Genomic DNA, 17,511 nt, shown 5'->3' on the forward strand with positions numbered 1-17,511 from the left:
ATCAACGCCGTGACCACGCCGAGGACTTCCCTGCCGAATACCTTTCCCGTCACCGGATTCCGGTGGCTGGTGGTGGGCGCCGGCGGCACGCTCGGGCGTGCCGTCACCGCGCGCCTGTCCGGCCTGGGCGCCGACGTCGTGGCCCTGGCCCGGGACGGGCTGGACATCACCGACGGGCGGGCCGTCGACGAGGCGGTGGGCGCGGTGCGGCCCGGCGTCGTCGTCAACTGCGCCGCCTGGACCGCCGTCGACGACGCCGAGGCCCGCGAGGAGGCCGCCGCGCGGGTCAACGCCGACGGCCCCCGCCACCTGGCGGCCGCCTGTGCCGCGGCCGGCTCCCGGCTGGTGCACGTCTCCACCGACTACGTCTTCGACGGTGCCGGCCGGGCCGGCGTCCCGTACGACGAGGACGACGCGCCCGGCCCGCGCACCGCGTACGGGCGCACCAAGCTCGCCGGGGAACACGCCGTCCTGACCGGGCTCCCCGACGCCGCAGCGGTGGTCCGCACCGCCTGGCTGTACGGCGAGGACGCCCACGGCACCGGCCCCACCGGCTTCGTCGGCACCATGGCCCGCATCGCCACCGGCGAGCGGCGCACCGTGGAGGTCGTCGACGACCAGCACGGGCAGCCCACCTGGGCGCCCGACGCCGCCGAGCGGATCGTCGCGCTCGGCGCGCTGCCCGGCGCACCGGCCCGCGGCGTCTTCCACGCCACCGGCGGCGGCGCCACCACCTGGTACGCGCTGGCCCGCGAGGTGTTCCGGCTCGTCGGCGCCGACCCCGCGCGGGTGCTGCCCATCGGCAGCGAGCGGCTGACGCGCCCCGCCCGCCGGCCGGAGTGGAGCGTCCTGGGTCACCGCAGATGGCCGGAGGCGGGCCTGCCGCCGATGCGGCACTGGAGCGAGGCGCTGACGGAGGCGCTGACCGCCGCGCCCGGGAGCGCGGCGCTCGGCGCACTCCCGCGAACGAAGGGCTGTTGAGCCATGAAACCCCTGTCCATCGAGGGCGCCTGGGCCTACCGGCCGGCGCTCCACGGCGACGAGCGCGGCACCTTCCTGGAGTGGTTCCAGGGCGACCGGTTCCGCGCCGAGACCGGCCGGAGCCTCACGCTCGCCCAGGCCAACTGCTCGGTGTCGCGCCGCGGCGTGCTGCGCGGCGTGCACTTCGCCGACGTACCGCCCGGCCAGGCCAAGTACGTCACCTGCGTGCGCGGCGCCGTCCGCGACGTCGTCGTCGACCTGCGCACCGGGTCGCCCACCTTCGGGACCTGGGAGGCGGTGGAGCTCGACGACACCGGGCGCGCCGCCGTGTTCCTCTCCGAGGGCCTGGGCCACGCCTTCCAGGCGCTCACCGACGACGCCACCGTGGTCTACCTCTGCTCGGCCGGCTACCGGCCCGAGCGCGAGCACGGCATCAACCCCCTCGACCCCGACCTGGGCATCACCTGGCTGCCCGGCGTCGAGCCGGTGGTGTCCGCCAAGGACGCCGCCGCCCCCGGCCTGGCCGAGGCCGCGGCCGCCGGCCTGCTGCCCTCGTACGAGGAGTGCCGCGCCTTCACCACCGCACTCGCCCGCCAGGACGCCCCCGCCACCGAGGAGACGCCGTGAAGGCACTCATCCTGTCCGGGGGTTCCGGCACCCGGCTGCGCCCGCTGACCCACACCTTCGCCAAGCAGCTGGTGCCGGTCGCCAACAAGCCCATCCTCTTCTACGCCCTCGAGGACATCGCCGCCGCCGGCATCACCGAGGTCGGCATCGTCGTCGGCGAGACCGCGCCGGAGATCCGCGCCGCCGTCGGCGACGGCTCCGCGTTCGGCGTGTCCGTCACCTACCTGCCGCAGGAACGGCCGCTGGGCCTGGCGCACGCCGTGCTCATCGCCCGCGACTGGCTCGGCGACGACGACTTCGTCATGTACCTGGGCGACAACTTCCTCGTCGGCGGCATCGCCGAGCAGCTCGCCGCGTTCCGGGCCGCCGGCCCCGACGCGCAGATCCTGCTCACCCGCGTCCCCGACCCGTCCGCGTTCGGCGTTGCCGAACTCGACGACGAGGGCCGCGTGGTGGGCCTGGAGGAGAAGCCCCGCTTCCCCAAGAGCGACCTCGCCCTGGTCGGCGTGTACTTCTTCACGCCCGCCGTGCACCGCGCCGTCGACGCCATCGAGCCGTCCGCCCGCGGCGAACTGGAGATCACCGACGCCCTGCAGTGGCTCCTCGACGACGGGGCGACCGTGGGCTCCGCGCTGGTCACCGGCTACTGGAAGGACACCGGCAACGCCACCGACATGCTGGAGGTCAACCGGTCCGTGCTCGACCTGCTCCCGGCCCGCTGCGAGGGCACCGTCGACGACGCCAGCGAACTCGTCGGCCGCGTCGTCGTCGAACCCGGCGCCACCGTGACCCGCTCCCGCATCGTCGGCCCCGCCGTCATCGGTCGCGGCACCCGCGTCGAGAGCTCCTACATCGGCCCGTTCACCTCCGTCGCCGACGACTGCGTGATCGCCGACAGCGAGATCGAGTACTCCATCGTCCTCACCGGCGCGGTGATCGACGGGGTGCGCCGCATCGAGGCGTCGATGATCGGCCGCGCCGCCGCCGTCACGCCCGCCCCCCGAACCCCGCAGGCCCATCGCCTGATCCTCGGCGACCACAGCAAGGTGCAGATCCGTTCATGAAGATCCTCATCACCGGGGGAGCCGGCTTCATCGGCTCGCACCTGGTCCGTACGATCCTCGGCCCCGGCAAGCCCCTCGGCGACGACGTGCGCGTCACCGTGCTGGACAAGCTCACCTACGCCGGCTGCCTGGACAACCTCGCCCCGGTCGCCGACGAGCCCGGCTACGCCTTCGTCCGCGGCGACATCGCCGACGCGGAGCTCGCCGGCCGCCTCGTCGCCGGCCACGACGCGGTGATCCACCTGGCCGCCGAGTCGCACGTCGACCGGTCCATAGCCGACGCCCAGGCGTTCGTCACCACCAACGTCGTCGGCACCAGCGTCCTCCTCGACGCCGCGCTGCGGCACGGCACCGGGCCCTTCGTGCACGTCTCCACCGACGAGGTGTACGGGTCGGTGCCCGTGGGGTCCTCCACCGAGGACGACCCGCTGCGGCCCAACTCGCCCTACTCGGCGTCCAAGGCCTCCAGCGACCTGCTCGCCCTCGCCCAGCACCGCACCCACGGCCTCGACGTGCGCGTCACCCGCTGCTCCAACAACTACGGGCCCTACCAGTTCCCCGAGAAGATCATCCCGCTGTTCGTCACCCGCCTCCTCGACGGCGGCAACGTCCCGCTGTACGGCGACGGCGAGAACGTCCGCGACTGGCTGCACGTCGACGACCACTGCCGCGGCATCCTCGCCGTGCTCACCGGCGGCCGGCCCGGCGAGGTCTACAACATCGGCGGCGGCACCGAACTCAGCAACAAGCAGCTCACCGAGGTGCTCCTGGAGGCGTGCGGCGCCGGCTGGGACCGCGTCGACCACGTCACCGACCGCAAGGGCCACGACCGCCGCTACAGCGTCGACTGGACGAAGATCCGTGACGAGCTGGGCTACCGCCCCCGGCACGACTTCGCCGAGGGCATCGCCGCCACCGTCGACTGGTACCGGCGCCACCGCGCCGTGTGGCCCCCCTTGCGGCAGGAGCCCCCGGCCGCATGACGGAAGAGACCGCACTCGCCGACATCGCGCTGATCCGCGTGGTGCAGCCGGCCACCCCCAGCAGCTTCCGGCTCGTGTGCTTCCCCGACTCCGACAACTCCACCGCCTACTACCTGGCGCTGGCCGAACTGCTGCTGCCCACCGTCGAATTACTGGTCGTCCAGTACCCCGAGGCCGGCGAGCCGCACGTGCACGGCCCGCCCGACGACGACCCGCACCGGGCCGAGACGGCGGCCGCGGCCCTCGCCGACAGCGTGCTGCGGTCCCTGGCCGGCTGGACCGGCCACCGCCTCGCCCTGTTCGGCCACGGCAGTGGCGCCCACCTCGCCCAGCGCGTCGCCGAACGACTCGAACGCGACACGGCGGCCGGACCGGTGACCCTCTTCGTCTCCGGCAGCAACGCCCCGCACGCCCGCGTCCCCCTCGGCCCGCCCGCCCTCGGCTGCCGCGTCGTCGCCCTCGCCGGCGACCACGACCCCCGCACCACCCCCGCCGGCGTCCGGGGCTGGCGCCGCTGCACCAGCGGCCGGTTCGACCTCGAAGTGCTTCCCGGCGCACGCGAGTTCCTCGACACCCACCGGCGCGAGGTCGTCAACATCGTCCACGACCAGCTGATGTCGCTGTCCACGGACCCCTCCGAACACGCCGGGGACCTCCGCAAAGTCACGACGTTGCCCGAAGACCACGGCAAGGGAGCCCACCAATGACCGCGAGAATCTACACCCCGGACTCCGTCCGGTCCCTGGACGACTTCGAACAGGACGCCCTGCGGGTCGCCACCGTGGTCCGCGACCACGGCATCGGCCCCGGCGACCGGGTCATGCTCAAGGCCGGCAACTCCGCCGCCTACGTCTGCGTCCTGCTCGGCCTCATGCACGCCGGCGCCTCCATCGTCCTCGTCGACCAGCAGGAGAACGTGCCCGAGACCCGGCGCATCGCCCTGCGCACCGGCGTCAAGGCCACCTTCGTCGACGACAACACCCCCATCGACGACGAGGCCGGGGCCGTCCACCTCTACGAGCTGATGGTCGCGGCCGCCGCCCGGCCCGCTGCCGCGGAGCAGCTGTCCGTCGACGACTGGTGCGAGCTCCCCGACGGCCTCATCATGTGGACCTCCGGCTCCACCAGCTCCCCCAAGGGCGTGGTGAAGAACGGCGGCAAGTTCCTGCGCAACCTGGAGCGCAACGCCGCCCAGGTCGGCCACCGCCCCGACGACGTCCTGCTGCCCCTCCTGCCCTTCGCCCACCAGTACGGCCTGTCGATGCTGCTCATCGCCTGGCTCACCCGCTGCTCCCTGGTCATCGCCCCCTACAAGCGGCTCGACCACGCGCTGCGGATGGCCGGGCAGACCCGTGCCACCGTCATCGACGCCACCCCCTCCAGCTACCGCAGCATGCTCAACCTGGTGACGCGCAAGCCCGCGCTCCGCGCCCACCTGGAGAGCGCCCGCATGTTCTGCGTCGGCGCCGCCCCGCTCGACGCGCCCCTCGTCGAGGCGTACGAGAAGGAGTTCGGGCTGCCGCTGCTCGACAGCTACGGCAGCACCGAACTGGGCAATGTCGCCTTCGCCACCCTCGACAACCCCGTCGCCACCGGCCGCGCCATGGAGGGCATCCGGGTCCGCGTCGTCGACGAGGACGGGCAGGACGTGCCCGCCGGCGAGGCCGGCGAGATCGAGGTGGACACCCCGGACGGCCTGGAGGGCCTCCTCGCCGAGGACGGCACCCTCGTGCCCACCCCGGCCGGCTGGCAGCGCACCGGCGACCTCGGCTACCTCGACGAGAACGCCAACCTGTTCGTCCTCGGCCGCAAGTTCGCCGTGCACCGCAACGGCTACACGCTCTACCCCGAGCTGATCGAGCGCAAGGCCGAGTCCGCCGGCCGCCCCGTCCGGGTGGTGGCCCTGCCCGACGAGCGGCGCGGCGCCCAGCTGGTGTTCTTCGTCGAGGACGAGCAGGGCCGGGACAGCGCCCACTGGCGGGAGCGGTTCGCCGGACTGCTCGCCGCGTACGAGGAGCCCAACCGCATCGTGGTCCTCGACGCCTTCCCGCTCAACCGCAACGGCAAGCCCGACAAGCACCGCCTCCAGGAGATGGCCGCGGAGCAGTAGACGTATACAGAAGGTATACGGAAAAGGGGGGCGGCCACCGGAAGGTGGCCGCCCCCCTCGCTGTCCCGCCGGCCTCAGCCGTACGGCAGCTCCACCGGGGCCAGCTCCGGGAACAGGTCGCCGGGGCCCGGGTTGCCGGCGGGGGTGCGACCGCCGAGGTGGTGCAGCACACCCCACACCGCGTTCAGGGCCGTGGTCACCGCACCCTCCGCGAAACCGGCCGTCCACGACACGTCGTCGCCGCACAGGAAGAAGCCCCGGTGCGCCGGGTCCGCCTGCTCCTGCACGAACTGCGTGAACAGCCGCCGCTGGTAGCGGTAGTGCCCGGGCAGGTTGGACTTGAACGCGCCCATGAAGTGCGGCTCGGTCTCCCAGGTGACCGTCAGCGGATCACCCACGACCCGCGACCGGATGTCGACGTCCGGGTAGACCGCCGACAGGCTCCGCAGCACCGCCTCCAGACGCTCGGCGGGGGAGAGGGTGGCGACCTTCAGCGAGTCGTCGTTCCACGTGTACGACAGGCAGATCACCGCCGGGCGGTCCGGGCCGTCGTCGAAGAGGTACATGCCGCGCGGCATCCGGTCGGTGAGCGTCATGCTCAGCGCAGGCCGGCCCGTGGCCGGGTCGGGCTCCCGCCAGAACGGCCGGTCCACCAGCACGAACAGCTTCGACGCGCCCATGTAGTGGGTGCGCTCCACCGCCGTCCACAGCTCCGGCGCCAGCACGTCCGGGGCGCAGTCCACGCGGTGCAGCAACGTCCACACGTGCGGGCTGTACACCACCGCCGCGTACTCCCGCTCCTGCCCGGCGGCGTCGGTCAGGGCGTGCCCGCCGGCCGTCCGCCGGATCCGGGTCACCGCCGGGCGCGGCGCGCCGCCGTGCAGCCCGGCCAGCGACGTCCCCCGCGGCCAGTGCGCCGCGTCCGCGGGCGCGTGCCGCCACAGCCCGTACGGCACCTGCTGGGCGCCGCCGTCGATGGCCACCTGGTGGTCGTCGGCCTCCGTGAACACCACCCGGAGTATTTCCAGGATGGAATTGGGGAAATCCGTGTCCCAGCCGCCCGTGCCGAATCCGACCTGGCCGAAGATCTCCCGGTGCCGGAACGACTGGAAGGTGGGGGAAGTGGCCAGAAAACCGTAGAACGACTGGTCGTCGTATTCGGCGACCAGCCGGTTCCAGATCGTCTTGATCGTTTCGATGTCGCGGCGCCGCACGGCGTCCCGCATCGTCGACAGCGCCACCCGCTCCTGGAGCGCCTTCTCCCAGGCGTCCGCCACCTCCTGGTAGACCTCCGGCAGGTCGGCGCCGGTCCGGGCCTCGTGCCGCTCCCCGTTGAGGTCCACCAGGGTGCTCGGCGTGGCCGGGGCGAGGGGGTTGGGGAAGGGCCGGGTCTCCAGCCCCAGCAGGCCGATGTAGTGGAACAGGGCGCGGGCCGACAGCGGGAAGCGCATCGCCCCCATCTCCGCCACGCTGCCGGGGTGACCGGGGAACGGCACGGACCGCATCCGCCCGCCGATCTCCCCAGCCTCGTACACCACCGGGCGCAGCCCCAGCCGCAGCAGCTCGTAGGCGGCCGTCATGCCCGCCATGCCGCCGCCGACCACGGCGACCTCGGTGCCCGCCGCCCCCGGCGGCAGCACGCCCAGCCCGGACGGGTGCCCGAGCCAGGTGTCGTACGAGAAGGGGAAGTCCGGCACGAGCATGGTGGTGGTGCCCACACGGGTCGTGGCCGGGCCGGCTGTGGTCATCGGGAAAACCTCTCGGCCGTTCTCGGAAAGCCGTTTGCGGGAATGCCCGCTTCACGCTAGGGACGGCCCGTCGCGGCGGACAACCCCTACCGACCCGGATTCCGGGTGGCCGTACCGCTGGAATTCCACGGAAAGGCGGAGAGGCCGGCGCTCAGGCGGTGTCGGCGACGTCCATGTCCAGCGTGACCGGAAGGTCCTCGCGCTGGGTGATGTTCGTCTTCCGGTAGACCCGTGTGAGGTGCTGCTCGACGGTGCTGACGGTGACGAACAGCTTCGCCGCGATCTCCCGGTTGGTGTAGCCGTACGCGGCCAGTGCCGCGACACGGCGCTCGGCGTCGGTCAGCGACGTCACCGGCGCAACCCCCTTCCCCTCCTCGGCCGGTGCCGCGGCGGCCTGGCCGCCACGGGCCGGGGCCGGCCCCAGCGCGCGGTGCAGCGCCTCCGCGCCGTACACCTCCGCCATGCGCCGGGCCTGACGGACCAGCAGCCGCGCCTTGGTGACGTCACCGGCCCGCTCGTGGGCCCGGCCCAGGTCGGCCAGGGCCAGCGCCGTGCCGTAGCCGTCACCGGCGGCGCGCAGCGCGGTCACGGCCTCCTGCAGCAGCTCGCCGCGCCGGTCCGGGGGGCTGGTGGCGGCGAGCAGCCGCAGCGCACCGCCCCGGACCCGCTCCTGCTGCCTGGTCACGCGTTCCAGCTGCTCGCGGGCCGCCTGCTCGGCCCGGTCCGGGCGGCCCATGGCCAGCCACGTCTCGGCCGCGCCCAGCCGCCACGGCGCGACGGACGCGGTGTCCATGTCCCAGCCGCGCAGCCGTTCGCCGCAGGCCAGGAAGTCGGCCAGCGCGGCGTGGTGCCGACCCGTGGCCAGCTGGTGGAGGCCACGCGCGTAGACGTAGTGCATGCCGTAACGGGTGGCCGTCATGGCCTCCGGGACGGGGATCTCCAGCAGCTCGGCGGCGTCCTGGTGGCGGCCCTTCGCGGTCAGGGCCTCGACGAGCACGGCCAGCGGCATGCCGACGCCCACGCCCCAGGCCTGGGCCGGCAGGTGCTCCAGGGACCGGCGCGCGCAGTCGACGGCCTTGGTGAGGTCGCCGCGGCGCAGCGCGATGTGCCCGCGGAGCGCCTGGAGCGCGGACACCCAGGCGGGGCCGGTACGGGCGTCGGTCCGGGCCAGGAACCGTTCGCACCACAGGCCGGCCGCGCCGAGCCGCTCGGCGTACACCAGGGCCAGCAGCGCGACGCGGACCTGGTGATGGGTGTGGTCGGTGACGGCGGTGGTGCGCAGCACCTCCTCCGCGGCGGCGGGCGCCGCCTCGGGCACGTCGCGCTCCAGGGAGGCCCGCAGCGCCTGGAACGCCCGCAGCCGCGGGGCGACGGTGTCCGGGGTGCCGGGGGCCGCGCCGCCGATGCGGTCGAGCACGGTGGGGTAGGTGGTGGCCACCATGAGGCGGACGGCGCGCAGCTCCCCGGCCAGGCGCGGGTCGGTGGACTGCTCCACGGCGGCCCCGGCCTGCTGGATGGCGGCGGCCGCGTCGTCGGACAGACCGGTCCACAGCATGCCGGCGGCCAGGCGCAGCGTCTCCTCGGGCGGCAGCAGGCCGCTGCGCGCCGGCCCGGCGAGGGACCGCAGCCGCTGGGCGAACGCGGAGGGGTTGGCCTGCCAGAAGACGTGGGCGAGCTCGGCGGTGACGGACAGCCGCTGCCGTTCGTCGGGGCAGTGGCGTTCGGCGGTCTGGAGGCAGCGGGCCGCGAAGTGCGGGCGGTTGGCGGCCACGGCCACGCGGGCGGCGGCACGCAGCACCAGCGGTACCCAGGGCGCGGCGGGTTCGGGAATGTCGCAGTCGACGAGCTGGCGTGCCACGGCGCCGGGCTCGGCGCCGTCGTCGTGCAGCAGGCACGCGGCGCGCCAGCGCAGCCGGGCCAGGGAGGGGGCGCTGAGCTCCTGGAGGACGGCACCGGCTATGGCCTCGTGCCGGAGGACACCACCTGCCAGTAACCCGGTCCCGGCGAGCACGGCGACGCAGCGCCGTACGGTCTCCTCGCTCAGGACGGTGAGCCGCGCCAGCAGCCGCGTCCGGTCGGCGCGGCCGAGGACGGCGATGCCGCGGGCCACGCGCAGCGCCTCGTCGTCGCGGCTGTGCAGGCACACCATGACGGCCTGCCGGAACAGCTCGCCCGGCTGCGGCACGCCCCCGCCGGTCCCGGCGTCGTCCAGCAGGCCGCGCAGGAGCAGGGGGTTGCCGCCGGTGGCGGCGTGGCAGGCGGGGGCGATCCGGGCGGCCTCGGCGGCGCCGCGCTCCTCGGCGAGCAGCTCGCGGACACCCTCCTGCGACAGGGGGCCCAGCCGCACCTCCCGGACCTGCACCCGGTCCAGCAGCCGCCGCAGGCCGGGGGAGCCGTCGGTGCGGGCGTCGCCGCTGCCGCCGTCCACGAGCAGCAGGCCCAGGGCATCGGCGGGGAGCCGCCGGACGGCGTGTTCGAGGCAGGCCAGGGAGTGCTCGTCGGCGAACTGGGCGTCGTCGACGGCGATCAGCAGTGGCCGGTTCCCGGCCGGCCCGGCGAGCGCCTCGCAGAACGCGTCGAGGAACCCCTCGGGAACACCGTCGCCCCCCGGCTGGGGGAAGCCGGCCCCGACCACCCCGGGACACAACGGCGGCGCCCCCTGGAGCAGCTGCTCCACCACCGCGTACGGCAGATACCGCTCGGCGGGCGACGCGGCGGCCCCCAGCAACAAGGCCCCGGACGCCACGACCCGTTCGGCCACCCCCTGCAACAGGGTCGTCTTCCCCGACCCCGCCGTACCGGCGACCAGACCGGCCCGCGGCCGCCCCCCCGGTCTTGCGGTGAGGAACCGGCCGAGCAGTTCCTCCTCCTCGCGCCGTTGCGTCAACAAGACGTCAATTTTCCTTTCCGGTCGGAAGAAGGAGATCCGCCGGTCCTGCTCCGTCTGCACAGGAAATCCTGAGAAGGGGTGCCGAGCGCGCGCATGTTCCTTCCCCCGGGTGTCTTCTCGGGGACGGGCCGACCGCCGCACACACCAGGTGACCTGCCGTGCACGCGCAGCCGCCAACTGCGGCCGATTCCATGCCGCAACCGCCTGCGAGGAACTCTATCAACGTTCCGCAGGCCCCTGGAAAAGGGAAACCGGGCTTGGCCGGCGACCAATATGACCGTAACTCACGGGGAGTTGACAGGCTTTTTACACGATGTTTTCGGGAGGGTGTTGCGCACGTGGACGCAGGGCGGGAGGCCGGGGTGCGCCCGGGGTGGATCGATGCCCCCTCGCCCCCTGGGTAGGGTCGTCGGGCAGTTGTACGCACCAAGAATGACCACGGGGAGACAGTGACTGCTTTCGACGCCGAGTGGGCGGAGATCAAACGCGGCATATCAGCCGATCCAGGTATGAAACTGGCCGGTGTGAAGGGGGGCAGTGGCGGGACGAGCGGGGCCGGTGGGGGTGTCTCCTCCGTGAAGACCGCTTGGACCTCCGCCGGCGAAAGCGTGGGGAACCTCGGCACCGACACCAGGAAGGCGCTCGGGGCGCTGGAGCGGGACCACAAGGCTCTCGGCAGCGGCGGCGACAAGGGCGTGCAGAGCGCGGACGCCGAGCGGGAGGTGCACGACTCGTGGAAGACCTACCTGGAGGCCGTGTCCGGCCGGTGCGACGCCCTCAAGGAACAGCTCCAGGCGGCGGCCACCATCCAGCACGGCAACGACCAGGGCGCCGCAGCCGCCTTCGACAAGCTGGGCCAGCGGTACAAGGACACCCCCGCTGTCGGCGGCCAGAAGGCCGGACGGTGACCTGTCCCATGGACCTGGCAGCACTGAAGGGCCTCGAGCCGGACGACTTCGACCACGCCGCCGACGGGTACCGCGGCGTGAGCAACACCGCCGGGGCGGTGAAGGAAAGCCTGGAGAACAAGATTGCCGCCGGCATGCGGAAGGTCCTCAGCGGTGTCGCCGCGGACGCCGCCCTCAAGCAGCTCCAGGAGCTGACCAAGGACTACCGGTACATCCAGATCGAATGCGGTCTGGTCAGCACAGCCCTCAAGGCGTTCGCCTCGGACATCCGCCCACCCAAGAAGAAGCTCGACGACGCCCTCGAGGACGCGAGAGCGAAGAACTTCTCGGTGGGCGCCGACGGCTCGGTCACCTACCCGGGTGTCGACAAGGGGAAGGACGGCAAGCCCGCAAAGGGTGGTACGGCGCAAGGACTCACCGACACCACGGCCCAGAACATCGGCCGGCAGGCCGCCACCTTCAACCCCAACCCCAATTACGGTCTCGCCCAGGATTGCGCCAACCGTATAGCCGAAGCGCTCAAGGCGGCCACGGAGGTCGACGAGAAGTGGGCACCCGCCCTGCGCCGGCTCAAGGCCGACGACGATCTGACCGTCAGTGACGCCGACTGGGCCGACGCCGGGCAGGACATGAACACCGTCCGGTCCGACGCGAAGAGCTACCTGGACCACATCAAGCCGCCACCGGCGAACGGCACACCGAAGGACAACCGGGCGTGGTGGGATTCGCTCTCCGACCAGCAGAAGTTCGACTACCTCGCGACGCACCCCGACGGCGTCGGCCGGCTGGACGGACTCCCGGCGGCCGTCCGCGACCAGGCGAACCGGACGGTGCTCGACGAGACGCACGGCCGGCAGCGGCTGAAACTGGACGAGTGGCTCAAGAAGGAACCGGAGCGGTACGAGAAGTACTACGACAAGGAACTCCGGCGATCCCTCCCGGTGAAAGGCAACGTCGAGACGGAGGAATGGAAGGAGTGGAACAAGCGCAGGGGTGAACTCCAGGACCGGCTCAAGGGCATGGAAGCCATCCAGTCGCGTTTCGACATGACGGGACGGGACAACCACCCTCAGACGTACCTGCTCGGCTTCGACAACACGGGCCGGGGACGCGCCATCGTCTCCATCGGGAACCCGGACACGGCGGATAATGTGGCGACGTACGTACCGGGCACCTTCGCCTGTCTGGACAAGATCGGCGGGGAGATAAGCCGTGCCGAGACGCTGGGCGCAAAGGTGCAGGAGCGGGACCCGGGACACCAGACGGCCTCGATCGCCTGGCTGGGGTACGACGCCCCGCAGAGCATCGTCCCCGAGGCCCAGGACCCGAAGTACGCCAACGCCGCCCGGGAGCCCCTGGCGAATTTCCTCAAGGGGATACAGGCTGCCAACGGCCGAGATGTGAACTCCACCCTGATCGGTCACAGTTACGGCAGTCTCGTGGCGGGGGAGACGCTGCGGGACAATCCAGGACTACCGGTCGACAAGGCCGTGTTCGTGGGAAGCCCGGGCGTCGGAGTCATGCATGCCAAGGACCTCCACCTCCCACCCGACCACGTCTTCGCCGCCACCGCCAAGAACGACCTGATCAACCTGGTGCCGCCCAACCCCGGCCGACTGGCCCCGCTGAACCCCAGGGCGTATGCCCGCTGGTTCGACGACCACGAGATCCTTTACGGCAACGACCCGACCTCGGACGAGTTCGGAGGACAGAGGTTCCACGTGGCCGACGGGCCGATGCCCGCGATCCACGGCGACATGATGCCCGCACACTCCGACTACTGGAAGAAAGAATCGCTCGAGCATATGACGAACGTCGTGGTGAAGGGCCGGTCATGAAATTTGGAAAGGCGGTCGCCGGGTTTCTGTTGTTGGCGTCGACGATCACCGCGTGCGGGCTCAAGCCGGGCACGGTGGAGGTGAAGATGAACGAGAAGGAAGCCACGACGCGTGCCGAGGAGATCGCTCACCAAGCCATGAGCGGCATGATGCCGAAGCCCGATCCTGAGCGCTCGGTCATGCGGTCCAAGGAGTGTGTCTCGGAGTTCGGCTCCAGCAGGCTCGCCGAGGTCGACCTGAGCTACACCCTCAAGGGAGTGCCCGGCACGGAGGCCAAGAACCTGGTCCGCCAGGCCAGGGACGCCTGGGTGAAACAGGGCTACACCTTCGAGTCCAAGAGCGCGGACGGCGACTGGTCCGACCCCTTTCCGACCGTCACCATGGTGACCCCCGACGGCTTCGACCTCTCAGCGGTCACGGGCATGCTGGACAAGGAGAAGGGCGAGGGGATCGCCACCATCTCGGTGACCTCCCCCTGCTTCGCCCGCGAACCGTCCCCGACCGCCCACGCCTCCGCGGCCGCTTTGAGTCCCGCCCAGGGCGACGGAGCCGCGGAGCGCCGCGTCCTCGGCCACTCCAGCCGCATCTACGACGCCCTGCGTGCCCGCCATGCCCCCGAGCAGGAGGGCGAAGGGCTGCGCACCGTCCAGGACCAGGACGGCACCTGGCTGCACCACGCCTGGTCCACTCCGCCGCTGACGGACGACGAGCGGGAACGGGCGATCCGCCGCGCCCGCGACCACTTCCATGCTGCCGGCTGGAAGGTGCGCGACCTCCCCACCACCGCGGGGACGCCCGCCCTCGCGGCTCTCCACCCGGACGAGGACACCGTCGCCCAGGTCACCCCCGCAGCCACCGGCGGCATCGCCGTCGGCGTCACCGGTCCGGCGATCGCCGGGCCCCACGCGGAGGCTTAGGGGGCCGTACGTCCTGGGCTAGGGGGCGGCGGGGGTCGACCCGGCGGCGTGGGGTGGTTTGGATGAACGGGAACGGGTTCCGGCGCCGGAACGCGCGCCTCCATCACCCCACGAAAGGCCCCGCACCCCACCATGATCCCGCCCCGTGGCCCCGAGGAGTCCGAGCGCACCCTGCACTACGCCGGTCCGGCGACGTTCGGCCGTGTGCCCCGCCTGGACGAGGTGCCGGACACCGACATCGCCGTCGTCGGCGTGCCCTTCGACTCCGGTGTCTCGTACCGGCCCGGCGCGCGCTTCGGCGGCAACGCCATCCGTGAGGCGTCCCGGCAGCTGCGCCCGTACAACCCGGCGCAGAAGGTGTACCCCTTCCACTTCGCGCAGGTCGCGGACGCCGGTGACATCTCCGCCAACCCCTTCGACGTCAACGAGGCCATCGAGACGATCGAGGAGGCGGCGGGCGAGCTGCTCGACACGGGTGCCCGGCTGATGACGCTCGGCGGCGACCACACCATCGCCCTGCCCATGCTGCGCGCCGTCTCCCGCAAGCACGGCCCCGTCGCCGTGCTGCACTTCGACGCCCACCTCGACACCTGGGACACCCACTTCGGCAACCGGTACATGCACGGCTCGCCGTTCCGCCGGGCCGTGGAGGAGGGCATCATCGACACCTCCGCGCTCTCCCACGTCGGTGTGCGCGGCCCCGTCTACCACGAGGACGACCTGACCGAGGACGCCAAGCTCGGCTTCGGCATCGTCACGTCCGCCGACGTGATGCGGCGCGGCGTCGACGAGGTCGCCCAGCAGCTGCGCGAGCGCATCGGCGACCGGCCGCTCTACATCTCGGTCGACATCGACGTCCTCGACCCCGCCCACGCGCCCGGCACCGGCACCCCCGAGGCCGGCGGCCTCACCTCCCGCGAGCTGCTGGAGATCATCCGCGGCCTGGCCGACTGCCACCTCGTCTCCGCCGACCTCGTCGAGGTCGCCCCGGCGTACGACCACGCCGACATCACCGCGGTGGCCGCCTCCCACACCGCGTACGAGCTCATCACCATCATGTCCCGGCAGATGGGCCCGGCACGCTGGAGCCGCGTGGCGGCCGAACCCGGCGCGTAGGGGTCAGGGGCCGCCCGTCGCGCCGAGGTACGCGAGCACCGCCCGGACCCGGCGGTGCCCGCCGTCCGCGGCGGGCAGGCCCAGCTTGGCGAAGATGTTCCCGATGTGCTTGTTCACCGACGTCTCGGCGATGAACAGCATCGCCCCGATGGCGCCGTTGCCGTGCCCCTCCGCCATCAGCGCCAGCACCTCCCGCTCCCGCGGGCTGAGCGCCCCCAGCGGATCGCCGTGCACCCGCCGCGCCATGAGCTGCGAGACCGCCTCCGGGTCCAGGGCCACCCCGCCGGCCGCCACCCGCTCCAGCGCGTCCAGGAACTCCTCCACCCGGCCCACCCGGTCCTTCAGCAGGTAGCCGACGCCCGCCGCGCCCTGCGCCAGCAGCCGCGATGCGTACACCTGCTCCACGTACTGCGACAGCACCAGCACCGGCAGCCCGGGAATCCGCTCCCGCGCGGCGACCGCCGCCCGCAGGCCCTCGTCCCGGAAGCCCGGCGGCAGCCGCACGTCGAGGACCGCCACGTCCGGACGGTGCTCCAGCAGCGCCGGCAGCAGCAGCCCGCCGTCCTCGACCGACGCGCACACCTCGTGACCCGCACCGGCCAGCAGCAAGGCCAGCCCCTCCCGCAGCAGGGCGTTGTCCTCGGCGATCAGGACCCGCACGGCAACTCCACCCGCAGTTCGGTCGGCCCGCCGGGCGGGCTGGACAGTTCCGTCGTGCCGTCGAACGCCGCGACGCGCCGCCGGATGCCGGGCAGGCCCGTACCGGCCCCCTCCACCGCACCGCCACGGCCGTCGTCCCGTACGGAGACCACGACGCTCGCCCCCGTCGTCCGCAACCGGACCCGGACACAGGTGGCACCACTGTGCCGCGCCACGTTGGTCAGCGCCTCCGAGAGCACGAAGTACGCGGCGGCCTCGACCGCCGCGGGCGCCCGCGGACCGGCATCGTCGTCCTGCCCCGTGTCCAGTTCCGCCGGCACCGGGCACGCCGCGACCAGCGACCGCGCCGCCCCGGCCAGGCCCTGGTCGCCCAGCACCGGCGGGTAAACGGCCCGAACGGACCGCCGCAGCTGGGCCAGGGCCTGCTCCGCCAGTTCCTGCGTCCGCTCGATCATCTCCGGAAGCACCTCCGGCAGCTCCTCCGGGCGGTTCCGCATCGCCTGCCGCATCAGGCCCAGCCGCAGCGAGACGGCGACCAGCCCGGCCTGCGCCCCGTCGTGCAGGTCCCGCTCGATGCGGCGCAGCTCCGCCGCGTGCGCGTCCAGGGCCTCCGCGCGCGAGGCGGCGAGCTCCTCGACCCGCCGCGCCAGCGCCGCCTTCCCCGGACGGGGCCGCAGCACCGCACGGGTCATCCGGGCGTGCGCCCCCGCCAGCAGCGGGACGGCGAACACGGCCAGCGCCGCGTACGCCGCACCGCCGGCCACCGCGGCCACGGCGGCGCCCCACGAGTCGATCCGCCACACCGCGAACGCGGCACCGCCGGGCATCACCCACCACCACAGCGGAGTCGTCGCCCAGCTCACCGCGCCCACGCACAGCCCCAGCGCCAGGGCCCCGGCGACCACCCCCGTCACGGCGTGCAGCACCAGCCAGGCCACCGCGGCGTACGTGGCCCGGTCCCGCAGCACGGCCCGTACGCCGGCCGGCACCGTGCCTGTCGCCGCAGGACCGTCCGTGCCATCCGTGCCCAGCCACGCCGCCGCCCGCCGGTGATGGGCATCGGCGCCGCGCCGCACCACCCGTACGGCCCGCGGCAACAGCAGCAGCCCCGGCCCGACAAGGCTCAGAACGAGGACGAGAACGACGACGTATACGGCCGGGAGGGCGAGCAGCGCGCTCAGGCCGGTGACCGCCACGTAGCGCATCGCCCGGCGGAACCGCAGGACGGACGCCCGCCATGCCACCGTGTCCCCCCACCCCTTCACGGATCATGCAGCCGCCGACGCTACCACCCGTACCTCATTGGCCCGTTGCAGCGTTCTGCTTCCGCTGCCAGGACACCGACACCGTGAAGTTGGCGGTCGAGCTGGCCTTCGTGATGACCGCGCCCGCCTCCGCGTGCAGGTCCATGCCGAAGTCGATGCGGATCGAGTCCGGGGACTCGGCGATGGCCTTCAGCCGGGCCACGACGGCCTGCACGGCCGGTTCCACCCGGCGCACGGCCTCCTCGAACGTCTGCCGGGCGCGTTCCACCGCCGCGCTGTCGGCCATGCCGCGCGTCACCACGCCCGGGGCGTGCTCCGTGGTCTCGACGACGACGGAACCGCCGCCCTCCACCGGGAATTCGACGAGTCGTCCCACCGTTCCGTCTCACTTTCGTCCGTGGTCG

Annotated in this window: 15 protein-coding genes; 10 read left to right on the forward strand and 5 right to left on the reverse strand. The window is 72.9% G+C overall.

Annotated features, from left to right (window positions below):
- Positions 1–9: 9 nt before the first annotated feature.
- From rfbD to IE305_RS18765, 6 genes are read left to right on the forward strand one after another with little or no spacing between them, the layout of a single operon-like run.
- Positions 10–981, forward strand: a complete 972-nt coding sequence (gene rfbD, locus IE305_RS18740) for a dTDP-4-dehydrorhamnose reductase (RefSeq protein ID WP_229891173.1) — start codon at positions 10–12, stop codon at positions 979–981.
- A 3-nt stretch (positions 982–984) separates the two neighbouring features.
- Positions 985–1,608, forward strand: coding sequence for a dTDP-4-dehydrorhamnose 3,5-epimerase family protein (locus IE305_RS18745; RefSeq protein WP_190130797.1), 624 nt, complete (start codon positions 985–987; stop codon positions 1,606–1,608).
- On the forward strand, positions 1,605–2,672 hold the full coding sequence (locus IE305_RS18750) for a glucose-1-phosphate thymidylyltransferase (RefSeq protein WP_190130798.1): 1,068 nt from the start codon (positions 1,605–1,607) through the stop codon (positions 2,670–2,672). Before IE305_RS18745 ends, IE305_RS18750 begins: the two co-directional genes overlap by 4 nt.
- Positions 2,669–3,655 (forward strand): dTDP-glucose 4,6-dehydratase, encoded by a 987-nt coding sequence (gene rfbB, locus IE305_RS18755; RefSeq protein ID WP_190130799.1) that lies wholly within the window; start codon positions 2,669–2,671, stop codon positions 3,653–3,655. The genes IE305_RS18750 and rfbB overlap by 4 nt, the downstream gene beginning before the upstream one ends.
- Positions 3,652–4,362, forward strand: a complete 711-nt coding sequence (locus IE305_RS18760) for a thioesterase II family protein (RefSeq protein WP_190130800.1) — start codon at positions 3,652–3,654, stop codon at positions 4,360–4,362. The genes rfbB and IE305_RS18760 overlap by 4 nt, the downstream gene beginning before the upstream one ends.
- Positions 4,359–5,765 carry a class I adenylate-forming enzyme family protein gene (locus tag IE305_RS18765; RefSeq protein WP_190130801.1) on the forward strand — a complete coding sequence of 469 codons (1,407 nt, stop codon included), beginning with the start codon at positions 4,359–4,361 and terminating at the stop codon, positions 5,763–5,765. The genes IE305_RS18760 and IE305_RS18765 overlap by 4 nt, the downstream gene beginning before the upstream one ends.
- 74 nt (positions 5,766–5,839) lie before the next feature.
- On the opposite strand, the gene IE305_RS18770 is transcribed toward IE305_RS18765, so the two are convergent.
- The gene (locus tag IE305_RS18770) at positions 5,840–7,513 is read right to left on the reverse strand and encodes a flavin monoamine oxidase family protein (protein WP_190130802.1); all 1,674 of its coding nucleotides are present in this window, start codon (positions 7,511–7,513) and stop codon (positions 5,840–5,842) included.
- Between the two features lie 151 nt (positions 7,514–7,664).
- The gene (locus IE305_RS18775) at positions 7,665–10,403 is read right to left on the reverse strand and encodes a helix-turn-helix transcriptional regulator (RefSeq protein ID WP_190130803.1); all 2,739 of its coding nucleotides are present in this window, start codon (positions 10,401–10,403) and stop codon (positions 7,665–7,667) included.
- 575 nt (positions 10,404–10,978) lie between these two features.
- Between IE305_RS18775 and IE305_RS18780 the strand changes: the two genes are divergently transcribed.
- The 4 genes from IE305_RS18780 (at position 10,979) to speB (ending at position 15,182) form a co-directional block, all read left to right on the forward strand.
- Positions 10,979–11,311, forward strand: coding sequence for a hypothetical protein (locus tag IE305_RS18780; RefSeq protein ID WP_190130804.1), 333 nt, complete (start codon positions 10,979–10,981; stop codon positions 11,309–11,311).
- Positions 11,312–11,319: 8 nt separating this feature from the next.
- Positions 11,320–13,149: an alpha/beta hydrolase gene (locus tag IE305_RS18785; RefSeq protein ID WP_190130805.1), complete on the forward strand. Its 1,830-nt coding sequence runs from the start codon at positions 11,320–11,322 to the stop codon at positions 13,147–13,149.
- Positions 13,146–14,066 (forward strand): hypothetical protein, encoded by a 921-nt coding sequence (locus IE305_RS18790; RefSeq protein WP_190130806.1) that lies wholly within the window; start codon positions 13,146–13,148, stop codon positions 14,064–14,066. The genes IE305_RS18785 and IE305_RS18790 overlap by 4 nt, the downstream gene beginning before the upstream one ends.
- A gap of 132 nt (positions 14,067–14,198) precedes the next feature.
- On the forward strand, positions 14,199–15,182 hold the full coding sequence (speB, locus tag IE305_RS18795; protein ID WP_190130807.1) for an agmatinase: 984 nt from the start codon (positions 14,199–14,201) through the stop codon (positions 15,180–15,182).
- A 3-nt stretch (positions 15,183–15,185) separates the two neighbouring features.
- On the opposite strand, the gene IE305_RS18800 is transcribed toward speB, so the two are convergent.
- From IE305_RS18800 to IE305_RS18810, 3 genes are read right to left on the reverse strand one after another with little or no spacing between them, the layout of a single operon-like run.
- Entirely contained in the window at positions 15,186–15,842 is a 657-nt protein-coding gene (locus IE305_RS18800) for a LuxR C-terminal-related transcriptional regulator (protein ID WP_190130808.1), read from the reverse strand.
- Positions 15,830–17,086 carry a sensor histidine kinase gene (locus tag IE305_RS18805; protein ID WP_229891175.1) on the reverse strand — a complete coding sequence of 419 codons (1,257 nt, stop codon included), beginning with the start codon at positions 17,084–17,086 and terminating at the stop codon, positions 15,830–15,832. The genes IE305_RS18800 and IE305_RS18805 overlap by 13 nt, the downstream gene beginning before the upstream one ends.
- 55 nt (positions 17,087–17,141) lie before the next feature.
- The gene (locus IE305_RS18810; protein ID WP_190130809.1) at positions 17,142–17,483 is read right to left on the reverse strand and encodes a CU044_2847 family protein; all 342 of its coding nucleotides are present in this window, start codon (positions 17,481–17,483) and stop codon (positions 17,142–17,144) included.
- Positions 17,484–17,511: the final 28 nt, after the last annotated feature.

The organism is Streptomyces mashuensis (assembly GCF_014654785.1).
Lineage (GTDB): Bacteria > Actinomycetota > Actinomycetes > Streptomycetales > Streptomycetaceae > Streptomyces > Streptomyces mashuensis.